Origin of the sequence: Murinocardiopsis flavida, assembly GCF_003014485.1 — a bacterium.
In the GTDB taxonomy this organism is placed as follows: domain Bacteria; phylum Actinomycetota; class Actinomycetes; order Streptosporangiales; family Streptosporangiaceae; genus Murinocardiopsis; species Murinocardiopsis flavida.
The window spans coordinates 40,545-62,653 of the sequence record NZ_PYGA01000016.1 but is presented as its reverse complement, the minus strand read 5'-3'; the positions used below and the strand labels follow the sequence as shown (position 1 = coordinate 62,653).

The 22,109-nt window shown below is 73.0% G+C and carries 23 protein-coding genes; 12 read left to right on the top strand and 11 right to left on the bottom strand.

Annotated features, from left to right (window positions below):
- Window positions 1–163 precede the first annotated feature (163 nt).
- Window positions 164–892: an alpha/beta hydrolase gene (locus CLV63_RS21270; RefSeq protein ID WP_106584936.1), complete on the top strand. Its 729-nt coding sequence runs from the start codon at window positions 164–166 to the stop codon at window positions 890–892.
- A gap of 105 nt (window positions 893–997) precedes the next feature.
- Here CLV63_RS21270 and CLV63_RS21265 read toward each other — a convergent pair whose 3' ends face one another.
- Window positions 998–1,651: a TetR/AcrR family transcriptional regulator gene (locus CLV63_RS21265; RefSeq protein ID WP_106584935.1), complete on the bottom strand. Its 654-nt coding sequence runs from the start codon at window positions 1,649–1,651 to the stop codon at window positions 998–1,000.
- Between the two features lie 149 nt (window positions 1,652–1,800).
- Between CLV63_RS21265 and CLV63_RS21260 the strand changes: the two genes are divergently transcribed.
- Entirely contained in the window at window positions 1,801–2,559 is a 759-nt protein-coding gene (locus CLV63_RS21260; protein WP_106584934.1) for an SDR family NAD(P)-dependent oxidoreductase, read from the top strand.
- A gap of 44 nt (window positions 2,560–2,603) precedes the next feature.
- Here the strand turns inward: CLV63_RS21260 and CLV63_RS21255 are convergent, their stop codons facing one another.
- From CLV63_RS21255 to CLV63_RS21245, 3 genes are all read right to left on the bottom strand, one after another.
- Complete coding sequence (locus tag CLV63_RS21255) at window positions 2,604–3,278, bottom strand: DUF2306 domain-containing protein (RefSeq protein WP_106584933.1); 675 nt, start codon at window positions 3,276–3,278, stop codon at window positions 2,604–2,606.
- Window positions 3,279–3,405: 127 nt separating this feature from the next.
- Window positions 3,406–3,840, bottom strand: a complete 435-nt coding sequence (locus tag CLV63_RS21250) for a hypothetical protein (RefSeq protein ID WP_106584932.1) — start codon at window positions 3,838–3,840, stop codon at window positions 3,406–3,408.
- Between the two features lie 311 nt (window positions 3,841–4,151).
- Entirely contained in the window at window positions 4,152–4,367 is a 216-nt protein-coding gene (locus CLV63_RS21245; RefSeq protein ID WP_245928962.1) for a type II toxin-antitoxin system HicB family antitoxin, read from the bottom strand.
- A 298-nt stretch (window positions 4,368–4,665) separates the two neighbouring features.
- Here CLV63_RS21245 and CLV63_RS21240 point away from each other — a divergent pair, with 298 nt between their 5' ends.
- Window positions 4,666–5,625, top strand: a complete 960-nt coding sequence (locus CLV63_RS21240) for a universal stress protein (protein ID WP_106584930.1) — start codon at window positions 4,666–4,668, stop codon at window positions 5,623–5,625.
- Window positions 5,626–5,754: 129 nt separating this feature from the next.
- Here CLV63_RS21240 and CLV63_RS21235 read toward each other — a convergent pair whose 3' ends face one another.
- On the bottom strand, window positions 5,755–6,459 hold the full coding sequence (locus tag CLV63_RS21235; RefSeq protein WP_106584929.1) for a GntR family transcriptional regulator: 705 nt from the start codon (window positions 6,457–6,459) through the stop codon (window positions 5,755–5,757).
- A 114-nt stretch (window positions 6,460–6,573) separates the two neighbouring features.
- Between CLV63_RS21235 and CLV63_RS21230 the strand changes: the two genes are divergently transcribed.
- From CLV63_RS21230 to CLV63_RS21200, 6 genes are all read left to right on the top strand, one after another.
- The gene (locus CLV63_RS21230; protein WP_106584928.1) at window positions 6,574–7,740 is read left to right on the top strand and encodes an enolase C-terminal domain-like protein; all 1,167 of its coding nucleotides are present in this window, start codon (window positions 6,574–6,576) and stop codon (window positions 7,738–7,740) included.
- Between the two features lie 249 nt (window positions 7,741–7,989).
- Window positions 7,990–9,669 (top strand): SLC13 family permease, encoded by a 1,680-nt coding sequence (locus tag CLV63_RS21225; protein ID WP_106584927.1) that lies wholly within the window; start codon window positions 7,990–7,992, stop codon window positions 9,667–9,669.
- Between the two features lie 237 nt (window positions 9,670–9,906).
- Window positions 9,907–10,338, top strand: a complete 432-nt coding sequence (locus CLV63_RS21215) for a helix-turn-helix domain-containing protein (RefSeq protein ID WP_106584926.1) — start codon at window positions 9,907–9,909, stop codon at window positions 10,336–10,338.
- Entirely contained in the window at window positions 10,335–11,171 is an 837-nt protein-coding gene (locus CLV63_RS21210; RefSeq protein WP_106584925.1) for an alpha/beta fold hydrolase, read from the top strand. The genes CLV63_RS21215 and CLV63_RS21210 overlap by 4 nt, the downstream gene beginning before the upstream one ends.
- Before the next feature lie 109 nt (window positions 11,172–11,280).
- Window positions 11,281–12,498: a GDSL-type esterase/lipase family protein gene (locus CLV63_RS21205; protein WP_106584924.1), complete on the top strand. Its 1,218-nt coding sequence runs from the start codon at window positions 11,281–11,283 to the stop codon at window positions 12,496–12,498.
- A gap of 86 nt (window positions 12,499–12,584) precedes the next feature.
- The gene (locus CLV63_RS21200) at window positions 12,585–13,475 is read left to right on the top strand and encodes an NmrA family NAD(P)-binding protein (protein ID WP_106584923.1); all 891 of its coding nucleotides are present in this window, start codon (window positions 12,585–12,587) and stop codon (window positions 13,473–13,475) included.
- Window positions 13,476–13,550: 75 nt separating this feature from the next.
- Here the strand turns inward: CLV63_RS21200 and CLV63_RS21195 are convergent, their stop codons facing one another.
- Entirely contained in the window at window positions 13,551–14,219 is a 669-nt protein-coding gene (locus CLV63_RS21195; protein ID WP_106584922.1) for a TetR/AcrR family transcriptional regulator, read from the bottom strand.
- A gap of 60 nt (window positions 14,220–14,279) precedes the next feature.
- On the opposite strand from CLV63_RS21195, the gene CLV63_RS21190 reads away from it, so the two are divergent.
- Window positions 14,280–14,933: a class I SAM-dependent methyltransferase gene (locus CLV63_RS21190; RefSeq protein WP_106584921.1), complete on the top strand. Its 654-nt coding sequence runs from the start codon at window positions 14,280–14,282 to the stop codon at window positions 14,931–14,933.
- A 134-nt stretch (window positions 14,934–15,067) separates the two neighbouring features.
- On the opposite strand, the gene CLV63_RS21185 is transcribed toward CLV63_RS21190, so the two are convergent.
- Genes CLV63_RS21185 through CLV63_RS21175 form a run of 3 tightly spaced genes read right to left on the bottom strand, consistent with a single transcriptional unit; the run spans window position 15,068 to window position 19,489 of the window.
- On the bottom strand, window positions 15,068–16,783 hold the full coding sequence (locus CLV63_RS21185) for an ABC transporter ATP-binding protein (RefSeq protein WP_106584920.1): 1,716 nt from the start codon (window positions 16,781–16,783) through the stop codon (window positions 15,068–15,070).
- Window positions 16,780–18,585 carry an ABC transporter ATP-binding protein gene (locus CLV63_RS21180; protein WP_106584919.1) on the bottom strand — a complete coding sequence of 602 codons (1,806 nt, stop codon included), beginning with the start codon at window positions 18,583–18,585 and terminating at the stop codon, window positions 16,780–16,782. The genes CLV63_RS21185 and CLV63_RS21180 overlap by 4 nt, the downstream gene beginning before the upstream one ends.
- A gap of 7 nt (window positions 18,586–18,592) precedes the next feature.
- Window positions 18,593–19,489, bottom strand: coding sequence for an alpha/beta hydrolase (locus tag CLV63_RS21175; RefSeq protein WP_106584918.1), 897 nt, complete (start codon window positions 19,487–19,489; stop codon window positions 18,593–18,595).
- 272 nt (window positions 19,490–19,761) lie between these two features.
- Here CLV63_RS21175 and CLV63_RS21170 point away from each other — a divergent pair, with 272 nt between their 5' ends.
- Both CLV63_RS21170 and CLV63_RS21165 read left to right on the top strand, forming a co-directional pair.
- Window positions 19,762–20,244: a fluoride efflux transporter FluC gene (locus CLV63_RS21170; protein WP_245928961.1), complete on the top strand. Its 483-nt coding sequence runs from the start codon at window positions 19,762–19,764 to the stop codon at window positions 20,242–20,244.
- Window positions 20,241–20,603 (top strand): fluoride efflux transporter FluC, encoded by a 363-nt coding sequence (locus tag CLV63_RS21165; protein ID WP_106584917.1) that lies wholly within the window; start codon window positions 20,241–20,243, stop codon window positions 20,601–20,603. Before CLV63_RS21170 ends, CLV63_RS21165 begins: the two co-directional genes overlap by 4 nt.
- Window positions 20,604–20,657: 54 nt before the next feature.
- Here CLV63_RS21165 and CLV63_RS21160 read toward each other — a convergent pair whose 3' ends face one another.
- Both CLV63_RS21160 and CLV63_RS21155 read right to left on the bottom strand, forming a co-directional pair.
- Entirely contained in the window at window positions 20,658–21,506 is an 849-nt protein-coding gene (locus CLV63_RS21160) for an EamA family transporter (protein ID WP_106584916.1), read from the bottom strand.
- On the bottom strand, window positions 21,499–22,044 hold the full coding sequence (locus tag CLV63_RS21155; protein ID WP_106584915.1) for a MarR family winged helix-turn-helix transcriptional regulator: 546 nt from the start codon (window positions 22,042–22,044) through the stop codon (window positions 21,499–21,501). The genes CLV63_RS21160 and CLV63_RS21155 overlap by 8 nt, the downstream gene beginning before the upstream one ends.
- Window positions 22,045–22,109 lie beyond the last annotated feature (65 nt).

The window sequence follows — 22,109 nt, the reverse complement described above, 5'->3', positions numbered from 1 at the left end:
GCCGGTCACGGCGGCCCCTGCTACCCTTCCGGCAGCCGTGCAAGAGAACGAGGAGGTGGGACCCGTGAACGCAGGATCGACATGGGTGCTCCCCTCCGGGGTCACGGTCGGGCGGTAGGTCGTCCGGGAGCGCCGTCTCTGAGCACTCCCGAAAGGCACGACCATGCACGTCACTTCCGAACAGCGCCTCGACGACGGCGTCCTCGAGCGCGAATTCACCCTCGGCGAGATTCCCGGCATCCTGTGGACGCCCGCATCCGCACCGGCGCCGCTGATCCTGCTCGGCCCTCCTCCCCTCGGGCTGCGCAAGGCGTACCCCCGCTTGGCGACCCGAGCCCGGCACTCCGCGGCGCACGGCTTCGCCTCGGCCACCATCGAACTCCCCGGATGCGGCGACCGGCCCCGCCTGCCCGGCGCCGAGCAGGCCCTCGCCGACCTGCGCCGGGCGATGGAGGCCGGCGAGCCGGTTACCGACGAGATCATCGACGCCCTCATCCTTCCCCTGGTCGACAACGCGGTCCCGGAATGGCAGGCCGCCCTGGACGCTCTCCTGTCGCTGCCCGATATCGGCGGCCCGGTCGGGTACTCAGGAGGAGTGATCTCCATCGGAACCCGGCTGGCGGTGGTCGAGCCGCGCATCTCGGCCGCCGTCCTGTTCGCCGGGAGTTTCGTGCCTCGCGCCATGTTCGAGGAGGCCCGCCGGGTCACCATTCCGCTGCACGTCCTGCTTCAGTGGGACGACGAAGGGAACGACCGGCAGGCGGCCCTGGACCTGTTCGACGCCTTCGGCTCCACGGAGAAGGCTCTGCACGCCAATATGGGCGGGCACACCGGCGTCCCCCAGTACGCGGGGGAGGCCGCGGGCAAGTTCTTGACCCGGCATCTGAAGTGAGCCCGCGCCGTCAGGCCGCCGGCACGCCGGGCCGCATGCGCCGGGACGAGGCGCGTCCGGCGGCCGATATCCGGTGTCGCGGATGTCGGGCATTGCGCGCCGGCGTCAACGCTCCGGCTGCGGGTCGGGCCGCCGGGTCGGGGTGTACCTGGCGAGCATGGTCTGGACGGCCTCCTCGACGGCGTCGTGGATGTCGGAGGCTGCGGGGTTCCAGTCGGTCAGCAGCATGCGGGGCCACAGGACGTAGTTGGCGATCATGCCGAGGAACTGGTTCGCGGCGCTCACGGCGTCCGGGACAGCAGCGTTGCCCGCCTCGTGCTCGGCTTCCAAGTAGTGCTGAACGGAGGTGAAGTAGGGCAGTTTGCCGAGCTGGAACTGCATCCGTCCCAGTTCGGGGAAACGAGGGAGTTCGGCGATGACGATCCGGAACAGGGCTGTCATGCCGGGCCGGCCGACCAGGTCGGCATAGCGGCGGCCGATGGTCGTCAGGCCGGAGCGCAGATCTCCGGTCTGCGGCCGCGCGGCGGCGTCGTCGGCGTCACGCTGCCAGGACTCGGTGACGATGGCCTCGAAGAGGGCCGCCTTGGTGGGGAACCGCTTGAACAGGGTGGACTTCGAGACCCCGGCCGCTTCGGCGATCCGGGCCAGTGAGGTGCCGTCGTAGCCGCGGTCCAGGAACAGTTCTGTGGCCGCGGTGGTGATCGCCTCGCGTTTCTGCTGAGCGAGTCTGCGGTGGTGTGCGGAGAGTTCGGCTGCCATGCGGACAGTATGCCGCAGACCCGAGGCGAGTCACTTGACTCGTCTCGGTGGTCCTGCATACGGTACGGGAGCAAGGCGAGTCGAGTGACTCGCATCCTATCTGCGGCGCCCGGTCGAATTCCGGTAGCCGCGCGGTGGAGGAACAGTTCATGACGATCGACAAGACCGCTTTGGTGACCGGTGCGAATCGCGGCCTCGGACGCGGCGCGGCCATCGCTCTGGCCACACGCGGAGTGCGGGTCGTGGTCACCCACCGCGGTGATGCGGCAGGGGCCGAGAAGACGGCGGAACAGGTGCAGGCGGTGGGCGGGACCGCCGCTGTTCTCCGGCTCGACATCAGCGACGTCCCCTCCTTCGCGTCCTTCACCTCCGAACTGAGCGAGCAGCTGGAGCGCTGGGGTGCTTCGCGGCTCGACATCCTGGTCAACAACGCGGGAGTGGGGATCTTCGGACCGCTGGAGGACGTCACGATCGACGACTTCGACACGGTGATGGGCACCAACGTCCGGGGCACGTTCTTCCTCATCCAGTCACTTGTGCCGCTGCTGACCCAAGGCGGCCGCGTCATCAACGTCTCGACGTCACTGACCCGCCACACCAGCCCCGCCACCTCGGTCTACTCCGCCTCGAAGGCCGCCGTCGAAGCCTTGGGCCGCACCCTCGCCGCGGAACTCGGCCCGCGCGGAATCCGGGTCAACTCCATCGCCCCGGGACCGACCGCCACCGATTTCAACGGTGGAGCGATGCGGGACGACGCCGAGATGCGCCAGGTTCTGGCCGGACAGACCGCGCTCGGCCGCGTCGGCGAACCTGAGGAGATCGGCGACGCCATCGCCACGCTGGCCGCCGAGGGCCTGCGCTGGGTCACCGCCCAGCGCATCGAGGTCTCCGGCGGCGCCCTCCTCTGAGCCCCAACCGCTGTACCGATGTTCCACGAGGCCGGACGCGGTCGCTACGGCCGTACCGGGTGGGGGCGGCGGGCCTTCCGCCGCGCGCGGATGAGGGCTTCGGCGATGATCAGGTTGATGATCCAGCCCAGCCACTGCCCGATGGGGATGGTGGCCGCGATGGCCGCGTCCAGGGAGCCGCCGTACAGGCTGTCCAGGAACGGGGCCTGCGCCAGGAGGATCAGCGGCGCCACCGCGCGCGCCGTCACGGCCAGGAAGGTCAGCGCGTAGTTGCGCATCATCCACTCCTGGTGGGTCGCGAAGTCGCGCCGCCGGGCGGCCCGGAGCGCGAGCCAGCCGGTGACCAGCCAGGCGACGGCCGGGATGAACAGCCCCACCCGGGTGACGGGGCTGTCGGCCATCAGCGCAACGGGGATCCCGGCCAGCCCTGACGGCAGGATGCCCGCGAACAGGTAGCAGCGCCCGATGACCCGGTGCACCCGCCGCCGGGCCCGGATCGACGGCAGGAACTGCAACGGTCCCAGGACGAGGGCGATCAGGGCGGTGAAGACGTGCGCGCGCAGCAGGATCGCGTGCAGTTCGCTCCGGGTCTCCAGCCCCGCGGCCAGGTCCGGGGACAGGTAGGGGAAGACGAGCGCGCCGCCCGCGGCCACCGCGATGAGCAGCAGGACACCGGTCCGCCAGGATCGAGGGGGCGCTGACGCGTCGCGCGGCGTCATCGGAGTGCCCCCGAGGTCCGCGCCCGCCCGCGACCGCCCCGGAACGCGGCGCCGACGACAACAGCCGCACTCACGACGCCAACGACGGCCACGGCGACGCTCACGGCGCCGACGGCAACGGGCGCGTTCACGGTGCCGGGGAGACGCGGCGCGCCGTGTAGCCGGCCCGGACGGCGAGAACCCCCGCGACCAGAGCCGTCAGCTCACCGGCCAGCTGGACCGCTTGGCCGATGGCGGCGGTCGCCCCCGCCGCTCCGGTGAGGTTGCCGAACCCGCTGGGACTCGCGAAGAACCCGACGGCGAAGACGGCGCCGAGGAGCACTCCGACGACCGGCACCCAGCGCCATCGGGCCAGGGCCACGAACAGCGCGCCGATCGTCAGGAAGGCGATCTCCGAGCGGGAACTCGACGTCGTGTTCTCCGCACCCGGCGGGAGTGCGACCGGGAATTCGGCGGTCCCCGAAAGCCAGAGTGTCGCGATGCCGAGCGCGCACAGCACCAGCCCGCCGCTCGTGACCCATCGGGCACCGATTCGGATATCGCGCTTCTTTGTCTCGACCATGGTGCCCAGGATCGTGCGGCGCGGTCCGCGGGGAATCCCCCTGATCGCGTATCCCCGCTACGCAATCCCACGCACACCATGCACGTCCACGGACGGCCCGGAATCACCGGCGCGGAAGGGCGGCATGGAACCACGAATCGCGTGCCGCGGTAGGAGTCGACCCGCTGCCCGGTCTGGTAAGGCTGAGTACCTCTCAGGACCGAGTTAAAGCAGGGCCCGCAACTCCTCCGCGCTCATCCCCGCCGGACCGACGCAGGCGTGCCGCGCTTCAATTCCCGGTGCAGCGGCACGATCAGCGGGCAGACGGGGACTCATGCGGACAGGCGCACGTCGACCGGCGCAACCAGGGTGACGTGTTCCGCCGGTACCAGGTCCTCGTCACCTTCGAAGTACAGCTCCAAGGGCTCGCTGAGCGCGCCGAGCGCCTTCTCCGGGGTCTCGCCCTGGGAGGTGACCTCCACCTCCACGGCGCGCGCGACGTAGCCGCCGACCTCCCCATCGGCGATGACAGTCGCGGTCAATCGCACCGTGCGCTCCATGTTCGCAGCCGATGACGAACCTGCCTTTTCGCCACACGCTCAGAGTCCCGGCACTGGACGCTCGCCTGACCGGCGGCACCGCCCTTGAGGACGCCGACCGCGTGCTCGGCGATCACGGGGATAACGCTTGGGGGGTGCTGGCGACTGGGGGAGGGCGCGGCGAGACTGATAGCGGCGGCCGGTGCCGTCCGGTGAGGCGACGGGTGCGCCGCGCTCCCGCCTGCTCACCGACGTTGGCGGCGCCGTTGCGTGCGGAGAACCGATCGACCAGTGAAAGGACGGCACCATGCACAACGCAGAGTCCCATGGCCGGATCCCGCCCGCACGGTCCGGGCGCGAGGTCGTCGTGGGGGTCGACGGGTCGGCGCCGAGCAGGAGTGCGCTCGCCCTGGCCGCCCGCCTGGCCGGTGACCGCCGGGCGGGCCTGCGGATCCTGTACGCGCTGAGCATGCCGGTGTTCGCCACGCCGTTCACGCACACGGTGCGGATGCCGCCGGACCCCGATGTCGCCGACCGCGCCTCGGCACTGCTCACCGCGGCGGCCGAGCACATCGCGGCGCTCCATCCGGGGCTCTCCGTGGTGACCGAGGCCGCCCCGCCGGAGCCGGCCCCGGCGCTGCTGGCCGCCTCGAGGGACGCCGAGCTGGTGGTGGTCGGGTCGCGCGGGCTCAGCGGTGTGGGCTCGTTGTTCCTCGGGTCGGTGAGCATCCGGGTCAGCTCGCACGCCGCGTGCCCGGTGGTCGTGGTCCCGCCGGGCAGCGCGATCGAGCGTGTGGAGCGCCCCAGCATCGTCGTGGGGGTGGACGACTCCCCGCAGTCCGGGGCGGCGCTGCGCTTCGCGTTCGAGGAGGCGGCCCGCACGGGCGCCGACGTGGTCGCGGTGCACGCGTGGCAGGCGCTGGGTGCGTTCGGCACGGGCGGGCCCACGGCGTCGGGCGAGGTCATCGACCACGAGACCGTCATGCTGCGCTACCGCACGCACTTCCAGGGGATCCTGGACGGGGCGCGCGCAGCGGGTACCGGCCGCGTGCCCGCCAGCCTGGTCATCGTCGAGGACCACCCGGCGCGGGCGCTGCTCGCCGAGGGGCGGGCCGCGGACCTGATCGTCGTCGGGTCGCGGGGCCGCGGTGGGTTCCGCGGCCTCATCCTCGGCTCGGTGAGCCAGGCGATCCTGCACCACGCCACGGTCCCGGTCGTGGTCACCCGCGGCGGCCAGGAGGGCGCGGCCACGACCGGTGTCGTGTGACCGCATGGTCGCGCACGTCATGTCAGGCAGTGCCGTTGGGCCATCCGGACCAGGCGGCCACTACGCAGAGTAGGGTCGACGATGGTGGAGTGCCGTTCCGCGGCCGTGCAGCTGCCGCTTCGTGCCGGCTCAGGCCGATTGCCCGGCGAAAGGGTGGTAGGCGGTGTGCTCCCTGCCTTCGAGGGTGTCCGTGACCATGGCGCCGAGGCTGTTGAGGATGTGGGAGCGCACCAGTCCGGCCGCGGCGGCGCCGTCGCCGATGACGACGAGCTCCAGGATCTCGTGGTGCTGGTTCAGGTCGATGGTGCGCGGCTCGGCGCCCGCGGGCAGTTCCAGGCCGATCCGCCGGTACCGGTCGGCCTTGTCCCACAGGTCGTCCAGAAGTCTGATCATCACGTTGTTGTGGGAGGCGGCGTAGATCGCCCGGTGGAAGGCCCTGTGCGCCGCGATGGCCTCCTCGCCCCAGGTGCGGGTGACCGGAAGGAGTGCGTCGGCCGCCGCCCTCATCGCGGCGATCTCCCGTTCCGTCCGGCGCAGCGCGGCGAGCTCGGTAGCGGAGGGTTCCAGCGAGAAACGGGCCTCCAGCAGCTCACGTGCCTCGGACGCGCTCATAGGTGCCACGCGCACATCCCGGTGGGTGTCCATCACGACCCAGTCCTCGCTGGCCAGCCGCCTGATCGCCTCACGCAGAGGGGTGATGCTCATCCCCATCTCCTCTGCCAGCTCGTACTGCGACAGGCGTGATCCCGGGGCGAGCTCACCCGAGGTGATGCGGCAGCGCAGCTCGGTATAGGCCAGCCCACCCTTGCTGGAGAAGACGTTCGCGCTGGTCATCGTGACCTCTCTCACAAGATTTTCCCTCATGGGCTTGTGGCCCCATCTCGGTCAGTATAGGGTCCGCATAACTTATAAGAGCCTTATAAGATCTGTTTCCGCAGGAAGAGACCCATGCGAATCGTTTCCGCCCACGCCGGCACCATCCCGATCAGCTCGTCGATGCGCAACGCCTACATCGACTTCAGCAAGATGGACTGCACGATCCTGGCCCTGGTCAGTGACGTCGTGGTCGATGGCAAGCCCCTGGTGGGCTACGGCTTCAACTCCAACGGCCGGTACAACGCCACGGCCATCCTGAACGAGCGGATGCTGCCGCGGCTGCGCGCCGCCGCGGCCGAGAACCTCATCGACGAGAACGGCGAACTCTCACCCGCCCGCGCGTGGGACGTCATGATGCGCAACGAGAAGCCCGGCGGACACGGTGAACGCTCCGTCGCCGTCGGCGTGGTGGACATGGCGCTGCACGACCTCGCCGCCAAGGCCGCGGGCGTGCCGCTGTACCGGTGGATCTCCGACCACTACGGTGACGGCGCCCCGGACGCCGACGTCTTCGTCTACGCCGCCGGCGGCTACTACGCGCCCGGCAAGACCCTGGAGGACCTGCGGGACGAGATGCGGGGCTTCCTCGACGCCGGCTACGAGATCGTCAAGATGAAGATCGGCGGCGCCGACCTGGCCGAGGACCTCAAGCGCATCGAGTCGGTCATCGACGTCCTGAACGGCGACGGCTCCCGGCTGATGGTGGACGTCAACGGCAAGTTCGACCTGCGCACCGCACTGGAGTACGGCCGGGCCATCGACCAGTACGGCCTCTTCTGGTACGAGGAGGTCGGCGACCCACTGGACTACGGCCTCAACGCGACGCTGTCGGAGAACTACCGCAACCCCATCGCCACCGGCGAGAACCTGTTCTCCCTCCAGGACGCCCGGAACCTGATCCGCTACGGCGGAATGCGCCCGGACCGCGACTTCATCCAGGTCGACCCGGCACTGAGCTACGGCCTGACCGAGTACCGCCGGGTCCTGGACATGCTCGCCCAGCACGGCTGGTCCTCCCGCCGGTGCATCCCGCACGGCGGACACCAGTTCTCACTGCACATCGCCGCGGCCCTCAAGCTCGGCGGCAACGAGTCCTACCCCGGAGAGTTCCAGCCCACCGGCGGCTTCACCGACGACGCCGTGATCACCCGCGGCCGTGTGGCGCCGGGTGACCTCCCGGGCATCGGCCTTGAGGGCAAGGCGGAGTTCCACAAGGCCCTCCGGGGCCTGCACGGCTGACCGTCCGAGACCGGTGGCGCCCGGGATGGTCGCGGACACGGGAGCCGTCGCCTCCGATGCGGCGTGAACGGCCGGCCAGACCACGGGCGCCGCCGACGGAGTCAGTGCCACGACCGGCGACGGTCCCCTTTTTCCGCGCGGAGTTCCCAGGGCCCTGTTCCCGCTCACGGCCGAGGTCGATCCGCGTACCCCCCACACCGGTCTTCTCGCCGCGGTTCGCGTCGAGCCGAGACCAGAGAAGGTGCAGCAATGGCAACCTCTTACCCGTACCCCCTGTGGGAGCGCCTGTGGGCGTCCCACAGGCAGATCAAAGGGCTCCTGACGTTCGCCAAGCGCGGGAAGTCGCCACGGGCCGAGCCGGTGGCCTCCGGCGACGGACCCGCAGACGCCCATGACGGCCCCGAGACCGTGGGACCGAACGCGGAGTCCGATGGCCCCGGGCCCGGCCCCGGCTACACGCCCGCACGCGTCACCGGGTTGGTACTCGGCCCGCTGCTGTTCGTGGCGACGCTTCTGTTCTTCGAACCCGAGGGGCTCTCATCGGCGGGACTGGCGGTCCTCGCCACCACCCTCTGGGTCGCGACCTGGTGGATCACCGAGGCGATACCCATCCCGGTCACGTCCCTGCTCCCGGTCGTACTCCTGCCGCTGACCGGTGCGTTGGACGGCGATGCCGTGGTCGCGGCGTACGGCAACGACATCATCTTCCTGTTCCTCGGAGGGTTCTCGCTCGCGATCGCGATGGAGAAATGGAACCTCCACCAACGCATCGCCCTCTCGATCGTCGCGGCGATAGGGACGAGCCCGCGTCGCATCGTCCTCGGCTTCATGGTCGCGACGGGCTTCCTGTCGATGTGGGTCTCCAACACGGCCGCCACCATGATGATGATCCCCGTCGGACTGGCCGTCGTGTACCAGGCCGCACGTTCGCTGCGGGGAGGGGAGTTCGCCGACGACCTGCCCAAGTTCGAGAAGTCCATCGTCTTCGGCATCGGGTACGCGGCCACCATCGGCGGTCTCGGGACGCTGATCGGAACACCGCCGCTCGCCGTTCTCTCGGCGACTGTGGGGGAGCTCTTCGGTGAGAGCATCTCGTTCGGCGGGTGGATGGCGTTCGGGGTCCCGATCGCCGTCATCCTCCTGGCCCTGGCGTGGTTCTACCTTACGGTTGTTAAGTTCAGGGTCCGGTTCAAGCAGCTTCCCGGCGGCCGGGAGATCATCCGGGAGGAGAGGAGGTCCCTCGGCGGGATGTCCACCGAGGAGAAGGTCGTATTCGGCGTCTTCCTCGGAACGGCGTTCATGTGGGTGACCCGGTCGTTCCTCTGGGAGGACCTCCTTCCGGGGATCAGCGACGGGGTGATCGCGATCGCTGCGACGGTGGTCCTGTTCACGCTGCCGAGCCGGAGTACCGGGGAGAAGAGAATCCTCCAATGGGAGGACTCGAAGAAGATCCCTTGGGGGATCCTCCTGCTGTTCGGCGGCGGGCTGGCCATCGCCGCGGGGTTCGTCGACACCGGCCTCTCCGCGTGGATCGGCGAGCAGTTGCGCGGGCTTGACGGGGTCGACATCACCCTGACCATCGTCCTCGCCACCGCGCTCGTGCTGTTCCTGACGGAGATCACCTCGAACGCCGCGACGGCGACGATGATCCTCCCGGTCATGGCGGCCCTCGCGGTCTCCCTGAACATCCACCCGTACGCGTTGATGGTCCCCTGCGCGATGGCCGCGAACTGCGCGTTCATGCTTCCGGTGGGCACCCCTCCGAACGCCATCATGTTCGGCACCGGCAGGGTGAAGATCATGGAAATGGTCAGGGTCGGGTTCTGGCTGAACCTCATCGCCCTCGCCCTCATCATCGCGGGGACGCTGTTCCTGCTGCCGCTGCTGTGGGGAGTCGACCTCATGACGATTCCTGCTGAGTTCCGATAGCCGGATCGTCCGGAGATGAAGGCGGCCGGTTCCTGTTCAGAAGGGCTGGGAGGCGATGCCCGTGACGGTCGGGTCGCAGCCGAAGCCGATCAGCAGGGCCGGTCCAGCCATGACTCGAACCCCACGCGGGAGCCGGTCGTCGCGGTCCACCACCAACCCGTTTCCCTTTCCAAGTACTCCGTATATTCCGCAAACAACCACATTGCTCCATGAGTTTGCGGAATATAGAGTAGTTTCGTGAATGAACGTCTGTACTCCGTCGACCAGGTCGCCGAGCGCCTGGGGCTGCATCCGCGCACCGTCCGCAACTACGTGCGCGACGGGAGGCTCACCGCGGTCCGCATCGGCAAGCAGTACCGCATCGCGCACGAGGACCTGGAGGCGTTCACCGGCCGCCCGGTCCCGGCCCCCCTGCGCGAGACGGTCGCGCGGCAGCGCCACACCGAGGTGTCGAGCGTCGTGGCGGTCGACGCGGTCAGCCCCGCGACGGCCGACCGCCTGACCACCCTCCTGATGACCGCCACCGGCGACCGCCACGCGGGCGACACCCCATTGCGGATCCAGACGGCCTACGACGAGGAGCGGGCCCGGCTGAAGATCATCGTCCTGGGCGGCCTGGCCGACACCGCCCGCCTCCTCGACCACATCGAAGGGGTACTCGCGTCATGAGCACGATCTACAAGTCCGAGGCCGGCGGGAACGAGATCCGGCGGCGCTACCGCGAGGCGCTGGCCGACTGGCCGGTCCCCGCCGAGCACCTGCGGGTGCCCACCCGCGAGGGCGAGACCTTCGTCGTCGCCTCCGGTCCCGCCGACGCGCCGCCCCTCGTGCTGCTGCACGGTTCGGGCGCGAACACCACGATGTGGCAGGGCGACGCCGCCTCGTGGGCGCGGCACTTCCGCACCTACGCCGTCGACCTCATCGGCGAGCCGGGCCTGAGCGCGCCCTCCCGCCCGCCCCTGGGGTCGGACGCCTACGCGCTGTGGCTGGACGACGTACTCGACGGCCTCGGGATCACGGCGGCATCGATCGTCGGGGCCTCCCTCGGCGGCTGGATGGCGGTCGACTACGCCACCCGCCGCCCGGAGCGGGTGACCCGCCTGGCCCTGCTGTGCCCCGGCGGGCTGGGCCGGCAGACGATGGGCTGGCTGTTCACGGCGCTGCTGCTGCGCCCGTTCGGGCGCTGGGGGATCCGCCGGTCGGCGCGCACCGTCACCGGCCTGGACACGCCGCAGGCCGGGCCCGTCCTCGACAACCTGGTCGTGACCTTCAGGCAGTTCAAGCCGCGCACCGGGCTGCCCGTGTTCCCCGACGACGCGCTGCGCCGCCTGGCCATGCCCGTGCTCGTGATCGCCGGCGGCGACGACGTCATGTTCGACTCCGCCGACACCGCGCGGCGCGTGCGGCAGTGCGTCCCGCACGCGGCGGTGACCATCCTGCCCGGGGTGGGCCACGCGATCCTCGGCCAGACCGGACCCGTCCTGGCGTTCCTCAGGGAGTGACCGGGCGGCCGCGCGGCGGCGCTCCCGGCAGGACGCTCCGCCGGGCCGCTCCGGCGGGGCGCGCGGTAATGCGCGTGCGCACCGGGGGCCCGGTTGGCAGGCTGGGGCCATGGATTCCCAGTATGACGACATTCCCGCGGGCGGCACCGGCGCCGATGCGGCCGAGTGGGTCACCACGCCCATCGGACCGAGCCTGCTGCGCGGCGCCCTCGATGTGGAGGACACCGCGCACGGCGTCCTGCCGCACCGGCTCCCCGCCTGGGCCCGCAGGCAGATCCCCGACGGCCGGCTCGCCATGGCCGAGGCCCAGCCGTCGGGGGTCCGCCTGGTCTTCCGCACCCGGGCCAGTGCCGTCGAGTTGGACGTGCTCCGCACCAAGATGGCGTACGAGGGCGCCCCGCCGCGCCCCGACGGCGTCTACGACCTGCTCATCGACGGCCGCCGCGCGGCCCGCGCCACCGCGTCCGGCGGCAACGTCCTGACCGTCGACATGGCCACCGGGTCGGCGGTCACCCGGCCCGGCCCGGTCGGCACCGTCCGGTTCACCGGCCTGCCCGCCGCCATGAAGGACGTCGAGATCTGGCTGACGTTCCGCGAGATCACCGAGCTGGTCGCGCTGCGCACCGACGCCCCGGTCGAGGCCGTTCCGGACCGCGGCCGCGCGGTGTGGCTGCACCACGGCAGTTCGATCAGCCACGGTTCCGACGCCGAGAGCCCCACCACGACGTGGCCGGCGCTCGCCGCCTCCCTCGGCGGCGTCGAGCTGGTCAACCTGGGGTTCGGCGGCGGCGCGCTGCTCGACCCGTTCACCGCCCGCGCCATGCGCGACACCCCCGCCGACCTGATCAGCGTCAAGCTCGGCGTCAACCTCGTCAACGCCGACCTGATGCGGCAGCGCGCGTTCGGCCCGGCCGTGCACGGCTTCCTCGACACACTCCGCGAGGGGCACCCGGACGCACCGCTGCTGGTGGTGTCCGCGGTGCTGTGCCCCATCCACGAGGACACCCCGGGCCCCAGCGCCCCGGACTTCGCCGCCATGAGCAGCGGGAAGGTGGTGTTCCGGGCGTCGGGCGACCCCGCGGACCCCACCCGCCTGACGCTGGCCGCCATCCGGGCGGAGCTGTCCCGCATCGTCGCGCAGCGGGCGGCCGAGGACCCGAACCTGCACTACCTCGACGGCCGCGACCTGTACGGCGAGGCGGACTTCGCCGAACTGCCCCTGCCCGACCAGCTGCACCCGGACGCCGCCACCCACCGCCGCATCGGCGCGCGCTTCGCCGAGCGGGTCTTCGCCGAAGGCGGCCCGTTCGCCGCGAAGGCCCTCTGACACCCGCCCGCCCGGATCCGGGACGTGGCGGGCGCCGCCGATGGCGTGGTCGGGATTCGTCGGCGGCCGGCCGTAGGGTCCTTGGCATGACTCATGAGAACGCGCACCGGAAGATCGTCGTCACCACACCGACCGGCCACGTGGGGTCCCGCGTCGTGCGGCTGCTCCTGCAAGCGGGGGAGCGCCCCACGCTGCTGCTGCGCGACGCCGGCCGGCTCGACCCCGCCACGCGCGACCGCGTCGACGTCGTCGAGGGCGACCAGGGCGACGCCGAGGCGGTCGTCCGCGCGACCAAGGGCGCCGACAGCCTCTTCTGGGTCGACCCGCCCACGCCCGATGACGACCCCGCCGCCGGGTACGCCCGCATGGGCGCCAACGCGGCGCACGCGGTCCGGGTGAACGGCATCCCGCGCACCGTGTTCCTCAGCAGCGTCGGCGCGGAGAAGCGCCACGGGGTCGGCGAGATCGACGGGCTGGCCCGCACCGAGGAGCTGCTCGACGCCACCGGGGCCAACGTCCGCCACCTGCGCTGCGGCTACTTCTTCAGCAATCTCTTCATGGAGGTCGAGTCGCTGCGCGCGGGCGTGCTCACGACCCCGTGGCCCCTCGACTTCGCCATGCCCTGGGTCGATCCCCGCGACATCGGCGACGTCGCGGCCGCGCGGCTGCTCTCCGACGCTTGGACGGGCAGCGGCGTGCAGGCCGTGCACGGCCCTGAGGACCTCACCTTCGCGCGGGTGGCCGAGATCCTGGGCCGGGCCCTGGGCCGCGGGGTGCGCGCCGAGCGGATCTCCGACGCGGAGTTCCGCGACGCGCTGCGCGCGGCCGGGTTGAGCAGCGGGCAGGTCGAGGGCGTGGTCGGCATGTCGGTCGGGCAGCGCGAGGGCTTCGTCCCCGAGGACCCGCGCAGCGTCGTCACCACGACTCCGACCACGCTCGCGGCGTGGGCGCACGCGCATCTGCTGCCGGAGCTCTGAGCCCGCCCGCACACCCCCGGGCCCGCGCCGCGCAAAGTCCGGGCCCGCCGGGCGCGGCCCCGGGCGGGCGCGGCGTCACACCCGTCCGGACGACGGCCCCGTGCCGTCCGCGGGCCCGGCGAGGAGCTGGTCGCACAGGGTGGCGTGCGCCCACGCCTCCCATGTGTCGGGCGACCAGCCGCGTTCATGGACGAAGACCAGGTACAGCTCCGGGCTGAGCAGCCCGTAGAGCAGGTCCGCCGCTTCGGCGGCCGAGGTGGCGGGGCGGATGCCGGGCTTCGCCGCCAGCGCATCGGCCGCGGCGCGCTGGACGGTGTAGCGCGGGTCCTGGCCTTCCGGCCACTGCGCGGCGATCTCCGGGTCGGTGGCCGACGCGGCGGCGATCAGCGGCATGATCGGGGCGACCCGTTCGAGGATGCCGCGGGTGCCGTGCACGTGCGCGCGCAACTGGTCGGCCGCTGTGGGCGCCGCGCAGGCGGCGCGGAACCACGGGCGGTCCATCGTGGCGACCGGTTCGGAGTCCCCGGCGATGGACGTGTCGACGACGTCCTTGAACAGCGTGCGCTTGTTGCGGAAGACGAAGTAGATCGTCTGGACGGCCACGCCGGCCCGGTCGGCGACCTCTTGCAGGCTCGTCGCCCCGTACCCCTGCGCCACGAACAGCTCCCGCGCCGCCGTGACGATCTTCTCGCGGGTGCGCCGCGAGCGTTCGGCCCGCTTGTCGGGCTGCTTGACATCGCTCATGCCACGAGATTATATCTAGAGTTCAACACTAGAGTTGATATCTAAATTCTTGGAGGGCCGATGAACGAGCCGAACGCCGCCGTGCGCCCGGGTGCGGGCGCCGGGGCCGACGCAGAACGCGACCAGGAGGAGGCCGTCCGCCGCGAACTGGAGTCCTACTACCGCTCCGGCACGCCGCCGTGGGACACCGGCACGCCGCCGCCCGAGCTGGTGGCCCTGGTGGACGGCCGCGGCGCGCTGCCGCCCGGACGGGTCCTCGAACTCGGCTGCGGCACCGGGACCAACGCGACCTACCTCGCCCGCCACGGGTGGGACGTCACGGCCGTCGACCTGGTCGACCGCGCCGTCCGGCAGGCGCGGGAGAAGGCCGCCGCAGCGGGGGTGACGGCACGGCTGCTGCACGGCGACGCCACCCGGCTCGACCAACTCGGCGTACCGGGCCCCTACGACCTGTTCTTCGACCTGAGCTGCTACTGCGGGATCCCGCAGCACCGCCGGGACGCCTACGCCGCCGGGCTCACCCGCCGCGCCGCCCCCGGCGCCCTGCTGCTGATGTTCGGGTACGGACCCGAGGCGTTCGACGACCCGGTCTCCGGGGTCACAGCCGCCGAACTGGACGCCAGGTTCGCCGGGTGGACCCTGGCCGACACCACCCCCGGCACCAACGACGTGCCCACCTTCTGGTTCACCCTGCGCCGCGACCGGACCGGGTGAGCCGGCGCGCCCCGGCGCGGCGGGCCGCCGCCGACCCGGCCGGTTCCGCCCCCGCCGCTCGCGCGGCACCCCCGGGACCGGCGCCGCGCGAGCGGCGGAAGGCCGCCCCGGGGGAGTGCGGGTGCGGCCGCGGGTCAGTGATCCGTTGCGGGGGCCATGGCGCTGTTCCAGAAGTCGGCGTAGCCGCTGTCGCCGCGCAGCAGCTCGTCGTGGCCGCCCTCCGCCGCGATCCGGCCGCCGTCGAGGAAGACGACGCGGTCGGCGCCGCGGACGGTCCGCGGCCTGTGCCCCACCACCACCACCGTCCGGCCGGCCATCAGGCGGTCGATCCCTTCGTGGACGGCCGCCTCGTTCACCGGGTCCAGCGCGGAGGTCACCTCGTCCAGCAGCACGATGGGCGCGTCCTTCAGCAGCGCCCGCGCGATCGCGACGCGCTGGCGCTCCCCGCCGGACAGCAGCGTGCCGCCCTCGCCCACGGTGGCCGCCCACCCGCCGGGCAGCCGCTCGACCACCTCGTCCAGGCGCGCAGCGGACGCCGCCGCCCGCACGGCGGCCGTGTCGGCGCCGGGGCGGCCCAGGCGCACGTTCTCCTCGATGGTGCCGTCGAAGAGGTAGACGTGCTGGAACACGATGGCGATCCGCGCCATCAGCGCCTCGGTACCGATGGCGCGCACGTCCGCACCGCCAACGCGCACCGCCCCCGCGTCCACGTCGTGGAACCGGGCGATCAGCCGCAGCAGGGTGCTCTTGCCCGCGCCGGAGGGGCCGACGACTGCGAGCCGCCGCCCCTCCGGCACGGACAGCGACACGTCGTCGAGCACCGTGCGGTCGCCGTGGCGGAAGGTGACGGACGCGAACTCCAGGCCGTGGCCCGCCGGGCGGACCGGATCGGGCGCCTCCGGCAGCGGCTCGGCGCGCAGCACCGCGTCGAGCCGCACCAGTTCGGAGCGTGCGCCGCGGATCTGGCTGCCGATGTCCGACAGCGACAGCAGCGGATCGGCGCAGCGGGCGGCCAGCACCAGGATCGTCAGGACCTCCGCCGCGCCGACGCCCCCGCCGAGCGCGAGGTAGGCGCCCAGGACCAGGACGGCGGTGAACACCGCCTGCACCGTGAGCGTCAGGCCCAGCACACCGGGCAGCGCCGACAGCACGGAGCGGCGGGACGCGCGCTGGAGGCCCCGCAGCGCGCCGTCGAGCAGCCGGAAGCGTTCGGCGGTCCGGCCGCCGGCGCGCAGCACCGGCTGGGCCTGGAGGTACTCGATGACCCGCGCGGTGGCCTCGTGGTCGCGTTCGGCGCGCTCCGCGTCGGCGGCCGCGGCCGCGCGTCCCGCCCGGACCTGGACGAGCGCGACGACCGGGACGGCGGCCAGCGCCGCCAGGCCCAGCTGCCAGTTGAACGCGAGCATCACGGCGATGATCGTCAGGGGGGTCACGCAGGCGGAGATGAACGGGCCCAGCAGGTGCGCGATCACGCCCATCGCCTGGAGGACGCCGCTCCCGGCCAGGACCGACACCTCCCCGACGCGGCCCGCGCCGTACCAGCCGACGGGCAGCCGGGCCAGATGGTCGCCGAGCCGGTGGTACATGCCGCGCAGCAGCGTGGTGCCGACGCGGAACCCGGACAGGTCGCTGAGGTAGCGCAGCACCGCGTAGACCGCGACCGCGCCGCAGAACGCGACCAGCCACGGCAGCGCGTCGCCGGGGGTGTCCCCGAACAGCGCCCGCAGCACGGGGACCAGCAGCGCGTAGGACAGCCCTTCGACAACGGCGGTCACCGCCATCAGGGCCACGGTGCGGCGCACCGGGCCGGCGTACTCCCGGCCCAGCACGCGCAGCAGCATTCGGATCATCGGGGCTCGCCTCCATGCGGCACGCCGCCGCGGGTGTCGGCCGTGTCGGCGGCCGCCGACCGGTGGGATCGCCAGAACGCGGCGAACGCCCCGTTCCGGGCCCGCAGCTCGGCGGGGCTGCCGCGTTCCACGATCGAGCCGTCCACCAGCATCACGACGGTGTCGGCGGCGGCGACCGTCTCCATGCGGTGGGCGATGACCAGGGTCGTCCGGCCGGCCGCCGGAGCCGCCAGCGCCCGGCGGACCGCAAGCTCGGTCTGCGGGTCGGCGAAGGCGGTCGCCTCGTCCAGCACGAGGACGGGGGTGTCGGCGAGGAGCGCGCGGGCGATCGAGATCCGCTGCGCCTCGCCGCCCGACAACTCGGCCTCCGCGCCGAGCACCGTCTCGTACCCGCGCGGCAGTTCGAGGATCCGGTCGTGGATGCGCGCCGCGCGGGCGGCGCGGACCACGTCCGCGCGCTCGGCGTGCGGGACGGCGAGCGCGATGTTGTCGGCGACCGTCGCGCGCAGCAGCCGGACGTCCTGGAAGACGCAGGACACCGTCCGGTGCAGCTCCTTGCTGGCGAGTTCGCGCAGGTCGACGCCTCCGATGGCGACCGAGCCGCTGTCCGGGTCGAAGAACCGCGGCAGCAACCGCACCAGGGTGGACTTTCCGCCGCCCGACGGCCCGACGACCGCTGTGACCGTCCCCGGTTCGAGGACCAGGTCGATCCCGCGCAGCACCTCACGTTCGGCGTCGTAGCCGAACCTGACCCCGCGGAGCTCCACCCGGTGGCCCTGCGGCGCGGCCGGGTGCGCGGGCTCCGGGAGGGGCCGCACGGCGAGGACGTCCCGGATCCGGCCGACCGCGCGCCGGGCGGCCTGCGTGTCGTCGAAGCCGTGGCCGAGGGCCGCCACCGGGGCGGTCAGACCCAATCCCAGCAGCAGGAACGGCAGCAGGTCCGCGGGTGCGAGGGAACCGGCGGTGATCAGCGCCGCCCCGCCGGCCAGCACGACCAGCAGCACGAACGGCGGCGACAGCGCCAGCTGCATCCCCGCTGCGACCACGGAGAGGGCGTGCACCATCCGGGAGAAGACGGCGGCGAAGTCGTCGGTGGCCGTGCGGAGCCTGCGGTGGGCGCGCTCGCCGCCGCCGAGCGCCTTGACCTCCGCGATCCCCTGGACGAACTCCACGGCCGAGGTCGAGATGCGCCCCATGGCCTCGTCGAACGCCGCCTGCTCGCGCTGCCGGGCCGGGGTCATCATGAACGGGACCAGCGCCACCGCCAGCACGACCGGGATCAGCGTGATCAGGGTGAGCCGCCAGTCGACGGTCGACAGGTAGACCAGCGGCACCACGAACGCGAAGGTGAGCTCGCCGGGGGTGTGGGCGATGAACGGGTGCACGGCGGCCACGTCCGCACCCACGACCTTCGCCAGCTCGCCGGTCCGGCGCCGGGACAGCCAGCCGATCGGCACGCGTCCCAACCGCGCCGCGAGCCGCCGGCGCAACGCCAGCTGCACCCGGTCGTCCAGGAGATGCCCCACCCCCGACGACGCGGCCGTGAACAGCAGCCGGACGAGCAGGCCGACCGCGCCCGCGATGACGGCCGCCCGGACATGGCCGGGGTCGGCCGGGCCGGGCGCCAGCAGGGCGCGGCCCAGCTCGGCGACCGCCAGCAGCGGCGCCAGGCCCGCGACCGCGCCGATGACCTGGAGGACGACGACGGCGGCGAATCCCCCCGCGTAGGGGCGGAGCAGCCCCGCCGGGCCCGCCGCTGCGCCGTCGTCCCGGGGCGGTGCGGGGCGCTCGTCCACGGACATCACCGCCTCACGCGGCCAGGGCGCGGCGCAGGACCGCTCCGAGTTCGGCGATCTGGCGCTGCGACACCGCGGCGGACAGGAGCGCCTGCGAGCCGTGGAACGTGCCGGCCCACTGGTGCAGCTCGACCGACACACCCGCCTGGAGCAGGCGCACGGCGTAGTCGATGTTCTCGTCGCGGTTGGGGCACAGCTCCGCCGCTGCGATGTAGGCGGGCGGCAGGCCGGACAGGTCCTTGGCGCGCGCCGGGGCGGCGTAGGGCGTGGCGGGCGCCGAACCCAGGTAGTGGCCCCAGGCCTGGGTGACCTTCGCGCGGGTCATCCAGGGGGAGTCGGTGAAGTGCCGCGCCGACCAGGTCTGCTGCCGGTCGTCGAGCCCGGGCTGGTTGAGGAGCTGGAAGCGGATCGGCGGCCCCTGCTCCTCGCGCGCCCGCAGCGCGGCAGCCGCCGCCATCCCCGCGCCTGCGCTGTGCCCGCCGATCGCGACCCGGTCGGGGTCGGCGCCGAGTTCGGCCGCGTGCTCGACCACCCAGGACAGCACGGCGTAGGAGTCGTCCAGGGCGGCGGGGAACGGGTTCTCGGGGGCCAGCCGGTAGTCGACCGAGACGACCACCGCGCCGGAGGCGTCGGCGAGGCGGGCGGCCCAGGGGTGCTCGGTGTCGAGGTTCCCCATGACCCAGCCTCCGCCGTGCAGCCAGACGATGGCGCCCTGCGCCTGGTCCGGGCGGTAGATGCGCACCGGCACGTCCGGATCGGCGGGCACCGTGCGGTCCTCGACCGCCATGCCCGCGGTGTCCGGCGGCGGCACGGCGGCGGCCATCGCGGCGAGGTTCCTGCGGTCGGTGACCGGGTCGGACAGGTCGCTCTTGGGGAGCAGCGGGAGGAATGCTTCCAGTTCAGGGTCCATATCGGCCATCCTCACGGCCGCGGCCCCTCGGGGGCATCCGCCATTCGTCGGCCATCCCGCCCCGTTCGCGCGCCGATCGGCGCCGCCGCTCTGCGACAGGGCTCCGCGACGGGGCTCCGCGGCCCACGGGACGCAGCAGTACTAGACTGGGGCCGCTCCCGTCACGGGGGTTCGGCGGTGGGGCCCGCCGACGCCGCCCTTCCGCAGCGGCGCAACCGCGCACGCGCCAACGGTCCCTACCTGGCTTCTCGTCATGCCGGTAGGAGGCAGCAGTGCCCGAGTCGATCCCGCCCGCCGACCCCGATTCCGACCCGCGGGCGCCCGCGCGGCGCAGCGGACTCCCCGAGTCGCCGTGGGCGGTCCTGGGGCTCGTCGCGGCGGGCGGCGCCCTGGGGGCGCTGGGCCGCCACGCGGTGGCGGTCGCCCTGCCGCACGCGCCCGGCGAGTTCGGCTGGGCCACGCTGGTGGTCAACCTCAGCGGGTGCGCGCTGATCGGCGTGCTCATGGAGCTGCTCGCGCACCGCCGGCCCGGCAGCCGCCTCATCCGCCCGTTCTTCGGCGCGGGGGTGCTGGGCGGCTACACCACCTTCTCCGCCGCCGTCCTCGACGTCACCGCCACCGCGTCCACCGACCCCCGGACCGCGCTGGCCTACCTCGCCGCGACCCTGGTCGGCTCCCTGATCGCGGTGTCGGTCGCGAGCACCGCCGCCGCTGCCGTCCTGGCGCGTCCCCGCCGCGAGAGGAGCGCGCCATGACGGTCGTCCTGGTCGCCCTGGGTGCGGCGGTGGGCGCCCCGTTGCGCTACCTGACCGACCGCGCCGTCCAGGCCCGCTGCGGGACCCTCTTCCCGTGGGGGACCTTCACCGTCAACGCCGCGGGCTGCCTCATCCTGGGCGCGCTGACGGCGCTGCCCCTTCCGCCGCACGCCATGGCGCTGCTGGGGACCGGCCTGTGCGGGGCGCTGACCACCTATTCCACCTTCGCCTACGAGACCCTGCGGCTGAGCCGCGACGGCGCGCGGCCCCTCGCCGTCCTCTACACCGCAGCCGGCCTCCTCGCGGGGATCGGCGCAGCGGTCACCGGATCCGTGCTCGCGCGCGCCGTGGCGGGCTGACGCGAGCCCGGTCCCGGCCGAGCGGGAGGGCAGGGGACGGTGCGGCGCCGCAGCTCATCCGGCGGCGATCAGGCCGATCGCCGCGGCGGCGCACACCAGGCCGAAGGACTGGTGGCGGTCGAGGCGCTCGCCCAGGGCCGCCACCCCCCACAGGACGGGCACGACCGGGTACATGGAGGTGAGCACGGCGGCGGTGGACAGGTCCTGCGCGCGGCCCGCGAGGGCGAAGGCGGTGATCGCGGCCGTGCTCAGCGCGCCCGAGCCCGCCGCGCCCGCGCCGATCAGGGCCGGGACGCGCAGCCGCGCGGGCCGCGGCAGCACCAGGGCGAACACCAGCACCGCCGACGCCGCACGGTTCGCGAGCAGCGGCCACAGCCCGGCCGCCGGGTCCGCCTGCGCCAGCGCGGTGTACTGGAGGGCGAACGCGGCACCGGCGAGCAGAGCGGGGAGCAGCCCGGCGACCGCACCGCCGTCGCCGGGTCCGCCGCGGCCGCCGGTCGACCGCGCGATCAGCCAGAGCGCCGGCACCGACGCGGCGATCCCGGCCCACGCCGCGACACCGGGGCGCTCGTCCAGCAGGGCGACCCCCGCCAGCACGGGCAGGGCCGCGCCCGCGACGACGCTCAAGGGCACCACGGTGCTGAACCGGCCGACGCTCATCGCGTGGAACAGGGCGGCCGCCCCCAGCCCGGTGCCCACACCGGAGAGCGCACCCCACCCGAGGTCGGCCGGGTGGACCTCCGGCGCGGCGGCGAACGGGACGACGGCCGCCATCAGAACGGTGCCGAACGCCTGTCCGTAGCACGCGACGGTGATGCTGTGCGCGCGGCGCGACAGCAGGCCGGCGGCGACGTCGGTGAGGCCGAAGCACAGCGCCGAGACCAGGGCGAGTGCCTCACCCATCGCTCCGGTCCCCGTGGGCGCGGCAGTCGCGGTCGGCCTGGCCGACGGGGCACACCGCGCCGCGGGCCTGGCAGGCGTCCCTGTCGCAGAGGCGGCACAGCCGCTCGGCGTCGCCCGGGGCGGTGTAGAGCCCGGTGAGCAGCTTGGCGAGCAGCGTGTCGAGCTGCTCCTGCTCGTGTTCGTCGAGGCGGCCGACCGCGGTGCGCAGCGCGCTGCCGCGCGAGGCGAGCAGGCTGTGCGCCGCCTGTGCGCCGAGGTCGGTGGGCCGTACGGCGACCCAGCGCCCCCAGGTGCGTTCGCGCCGGACGAGCCGCTGCTTCTCCAGGCTCTCGACCATGCGCGCCGCCGCGGGTTGGCTGAGTCCGACCCGGCGGCCCAGTTCGGTGACGCTCAGGCCGGGGTCCGCGGCCAGGACGACCAGGGCGGCGGCACCGCTGGCGCTGGTGCCGGCCGCCGCGGTCGCCCCGGCCAGGAGGAGGTCGCTGAGCGCCAGCGAGGCGGCGCCGAGCAAGTTCGCGGTCCTCAATTCATCATGCATGACTCATGCATAACACGTTTGACGTGCTTCATCAATGGTCTTATCTGGATTCGCCCACTCGGTCC

What these genes read in the sequence shown, in the direction of transcription:
- CLV63_RS21270 (WP_106584936.1), top strand. Translation starts at nt 164, where the DNA reads ATGCACGTCACTTCCGAACAGCGCCTCGACGACGGCGTCCTCGAGCGC.
- CLV63_RS21265 (WP_106584935.1), bottom strand. Translation starts at nt 1,651, where the DNA reads ATGGCAGCCGAACTCTCCGCACACCACCGCAGACTCGCTCAGCAGAAA.
- CLV63_RS21260 (WP_106584934.1), top strand. Translation starts at nt 1,801, where the DNA reads ATGACGATCGACAAGACCGCTTTGGTGACCGGTGCGAATCGCGGCCTC.
- CLV63_RS21255 (WP_106584933.1), bottom strand. Translation starts at nt 3,278, where the DNA reads ATGACGCCGCGCGACGCGTCAGCGCCCCCTCGATCCTGGCGGACCGGT.
- CLV63_RS21250 (WP_106584932.1), bottom strand. Translation starts at nt 3,840, where the DNA reads ATGGTCGAGACAAAGAAGCGCGATATCCGAATCGGTGCCCGATGGGTC.
- CLV63_RS21240 (WP_106584930.1), top strand. Translation starts at nt 4,666, where the DNA reads ATGCACAACGCAGAGTCCCATGGCCGGATCCCGCCCGCACGGTCCGGG.
- CLV63_RS21235 (WP_106584929.1), bottom strand. Translation starts at nt 6,459, where the DNA reads ATGACCAGCGCGAACGTCTTCTCCAGCAAGGGTGGGCTGGCCTATACC.
- CLV63_RS21230 (WP_106584928.1), top strand. Translation starts at nt 6,574, where the DNA reads ATGCGAATCGTTTCCGCCCACGCCGGCACCATCCCGATCAGCTCGTCG.
- CLV63_RS21225 (WP_106584927.1), top strand. Translation starts at nt 7,990, where the DNA reads ATGGCAACCTCTTACCCGTACCCCCTGTGGGAGCGCCTGTGGGCGTCC.
- CLV63_RS21210 (WP_106584925.1), top strand. Translation starts at nt 10,335, where the DNA reads ATGAGCACGATCTACAAGTCCGAGGCCGGCGGGAACGAGATCCGGCGG.
- CLV63_RS21205 (WP_106584924.1), top strand. Translation starts at nt 11,281, where the DNA reads ATGGATTCCCAGTATGACGACATTCCCGCGGGCGGCACCGGCGCCGAT.
- CLV63_RS21200 (WP_106584923.1), top strand. Translation starts at nt 12,585, where the DNA reads ATGACTCATGAGAACGCGCACCGGAAGATCGTCGTCACCACACCGACC.
- CLV63_RS21195 (WP_106584922.1), bottom strand. Translation starts at nt 14,219, where the DNA reads ATGAGCGATGTCAAGCAGCCCGACAAGCGGGCCGAACGCTCGCGGCGC.
- CLV63_RS21190 (WP_106584921.1), top strand. Translation starts at nt 14,280, where the DNA reads ATGAACGAGCCGAACGCCGCCGTGCGCCCGGGTGCGGGCGCCGGGGCC.
- CLV63_RS21185 (WP_106584920.1), bottom strand. Translation starts at nt 16,783, where the DNA reads ATGATCCGAATGCTGCTGCGCGTGCTGGGCCGGGAGTACGCCGGCCCG.
- CLV63_RS21180 (WP_106584919.1), bottom strand. Translation starts at nt 18,585, where the DNA reads ATGTCCGTGGACGAGCGCCCCGCACCGCCCCGGGACGACGGCGCAGCG.
- CLV63_RS21175 (WP_106584918.1), bottom strand. Translation starts at nt 19,489, where the DNA reads ATGGACCCTGAACTGGAAGCATTCCTCCCGCTGCTCCCCAAGAGCGAC.
- CLV63_RS21165 (WP_106584917.1), top strand. Translation starts at nt 20,241, where the DNA reads ATGACGGTCGTCCTGGTCGCCCTGGGTGCGGCGGTGGGCGCCCCGTTG.
- CLV63_RS21160 (WP_106584916.1), bottom strand. Translation starts at nt 21,506, where the DNA reads ATGGGTGAGGCACTCGCCCTGGTCTCGGCGCTGTGCTTCGGCCTCACC.
- CLV63_RS21155 (WP_106584915.1), bottom strand. Translation starts at nt 22,044, where the DNA reads ATGCATGATGAATTGAGGACCGCGAACTTGCTCGGCGCCGCCTCGCTG.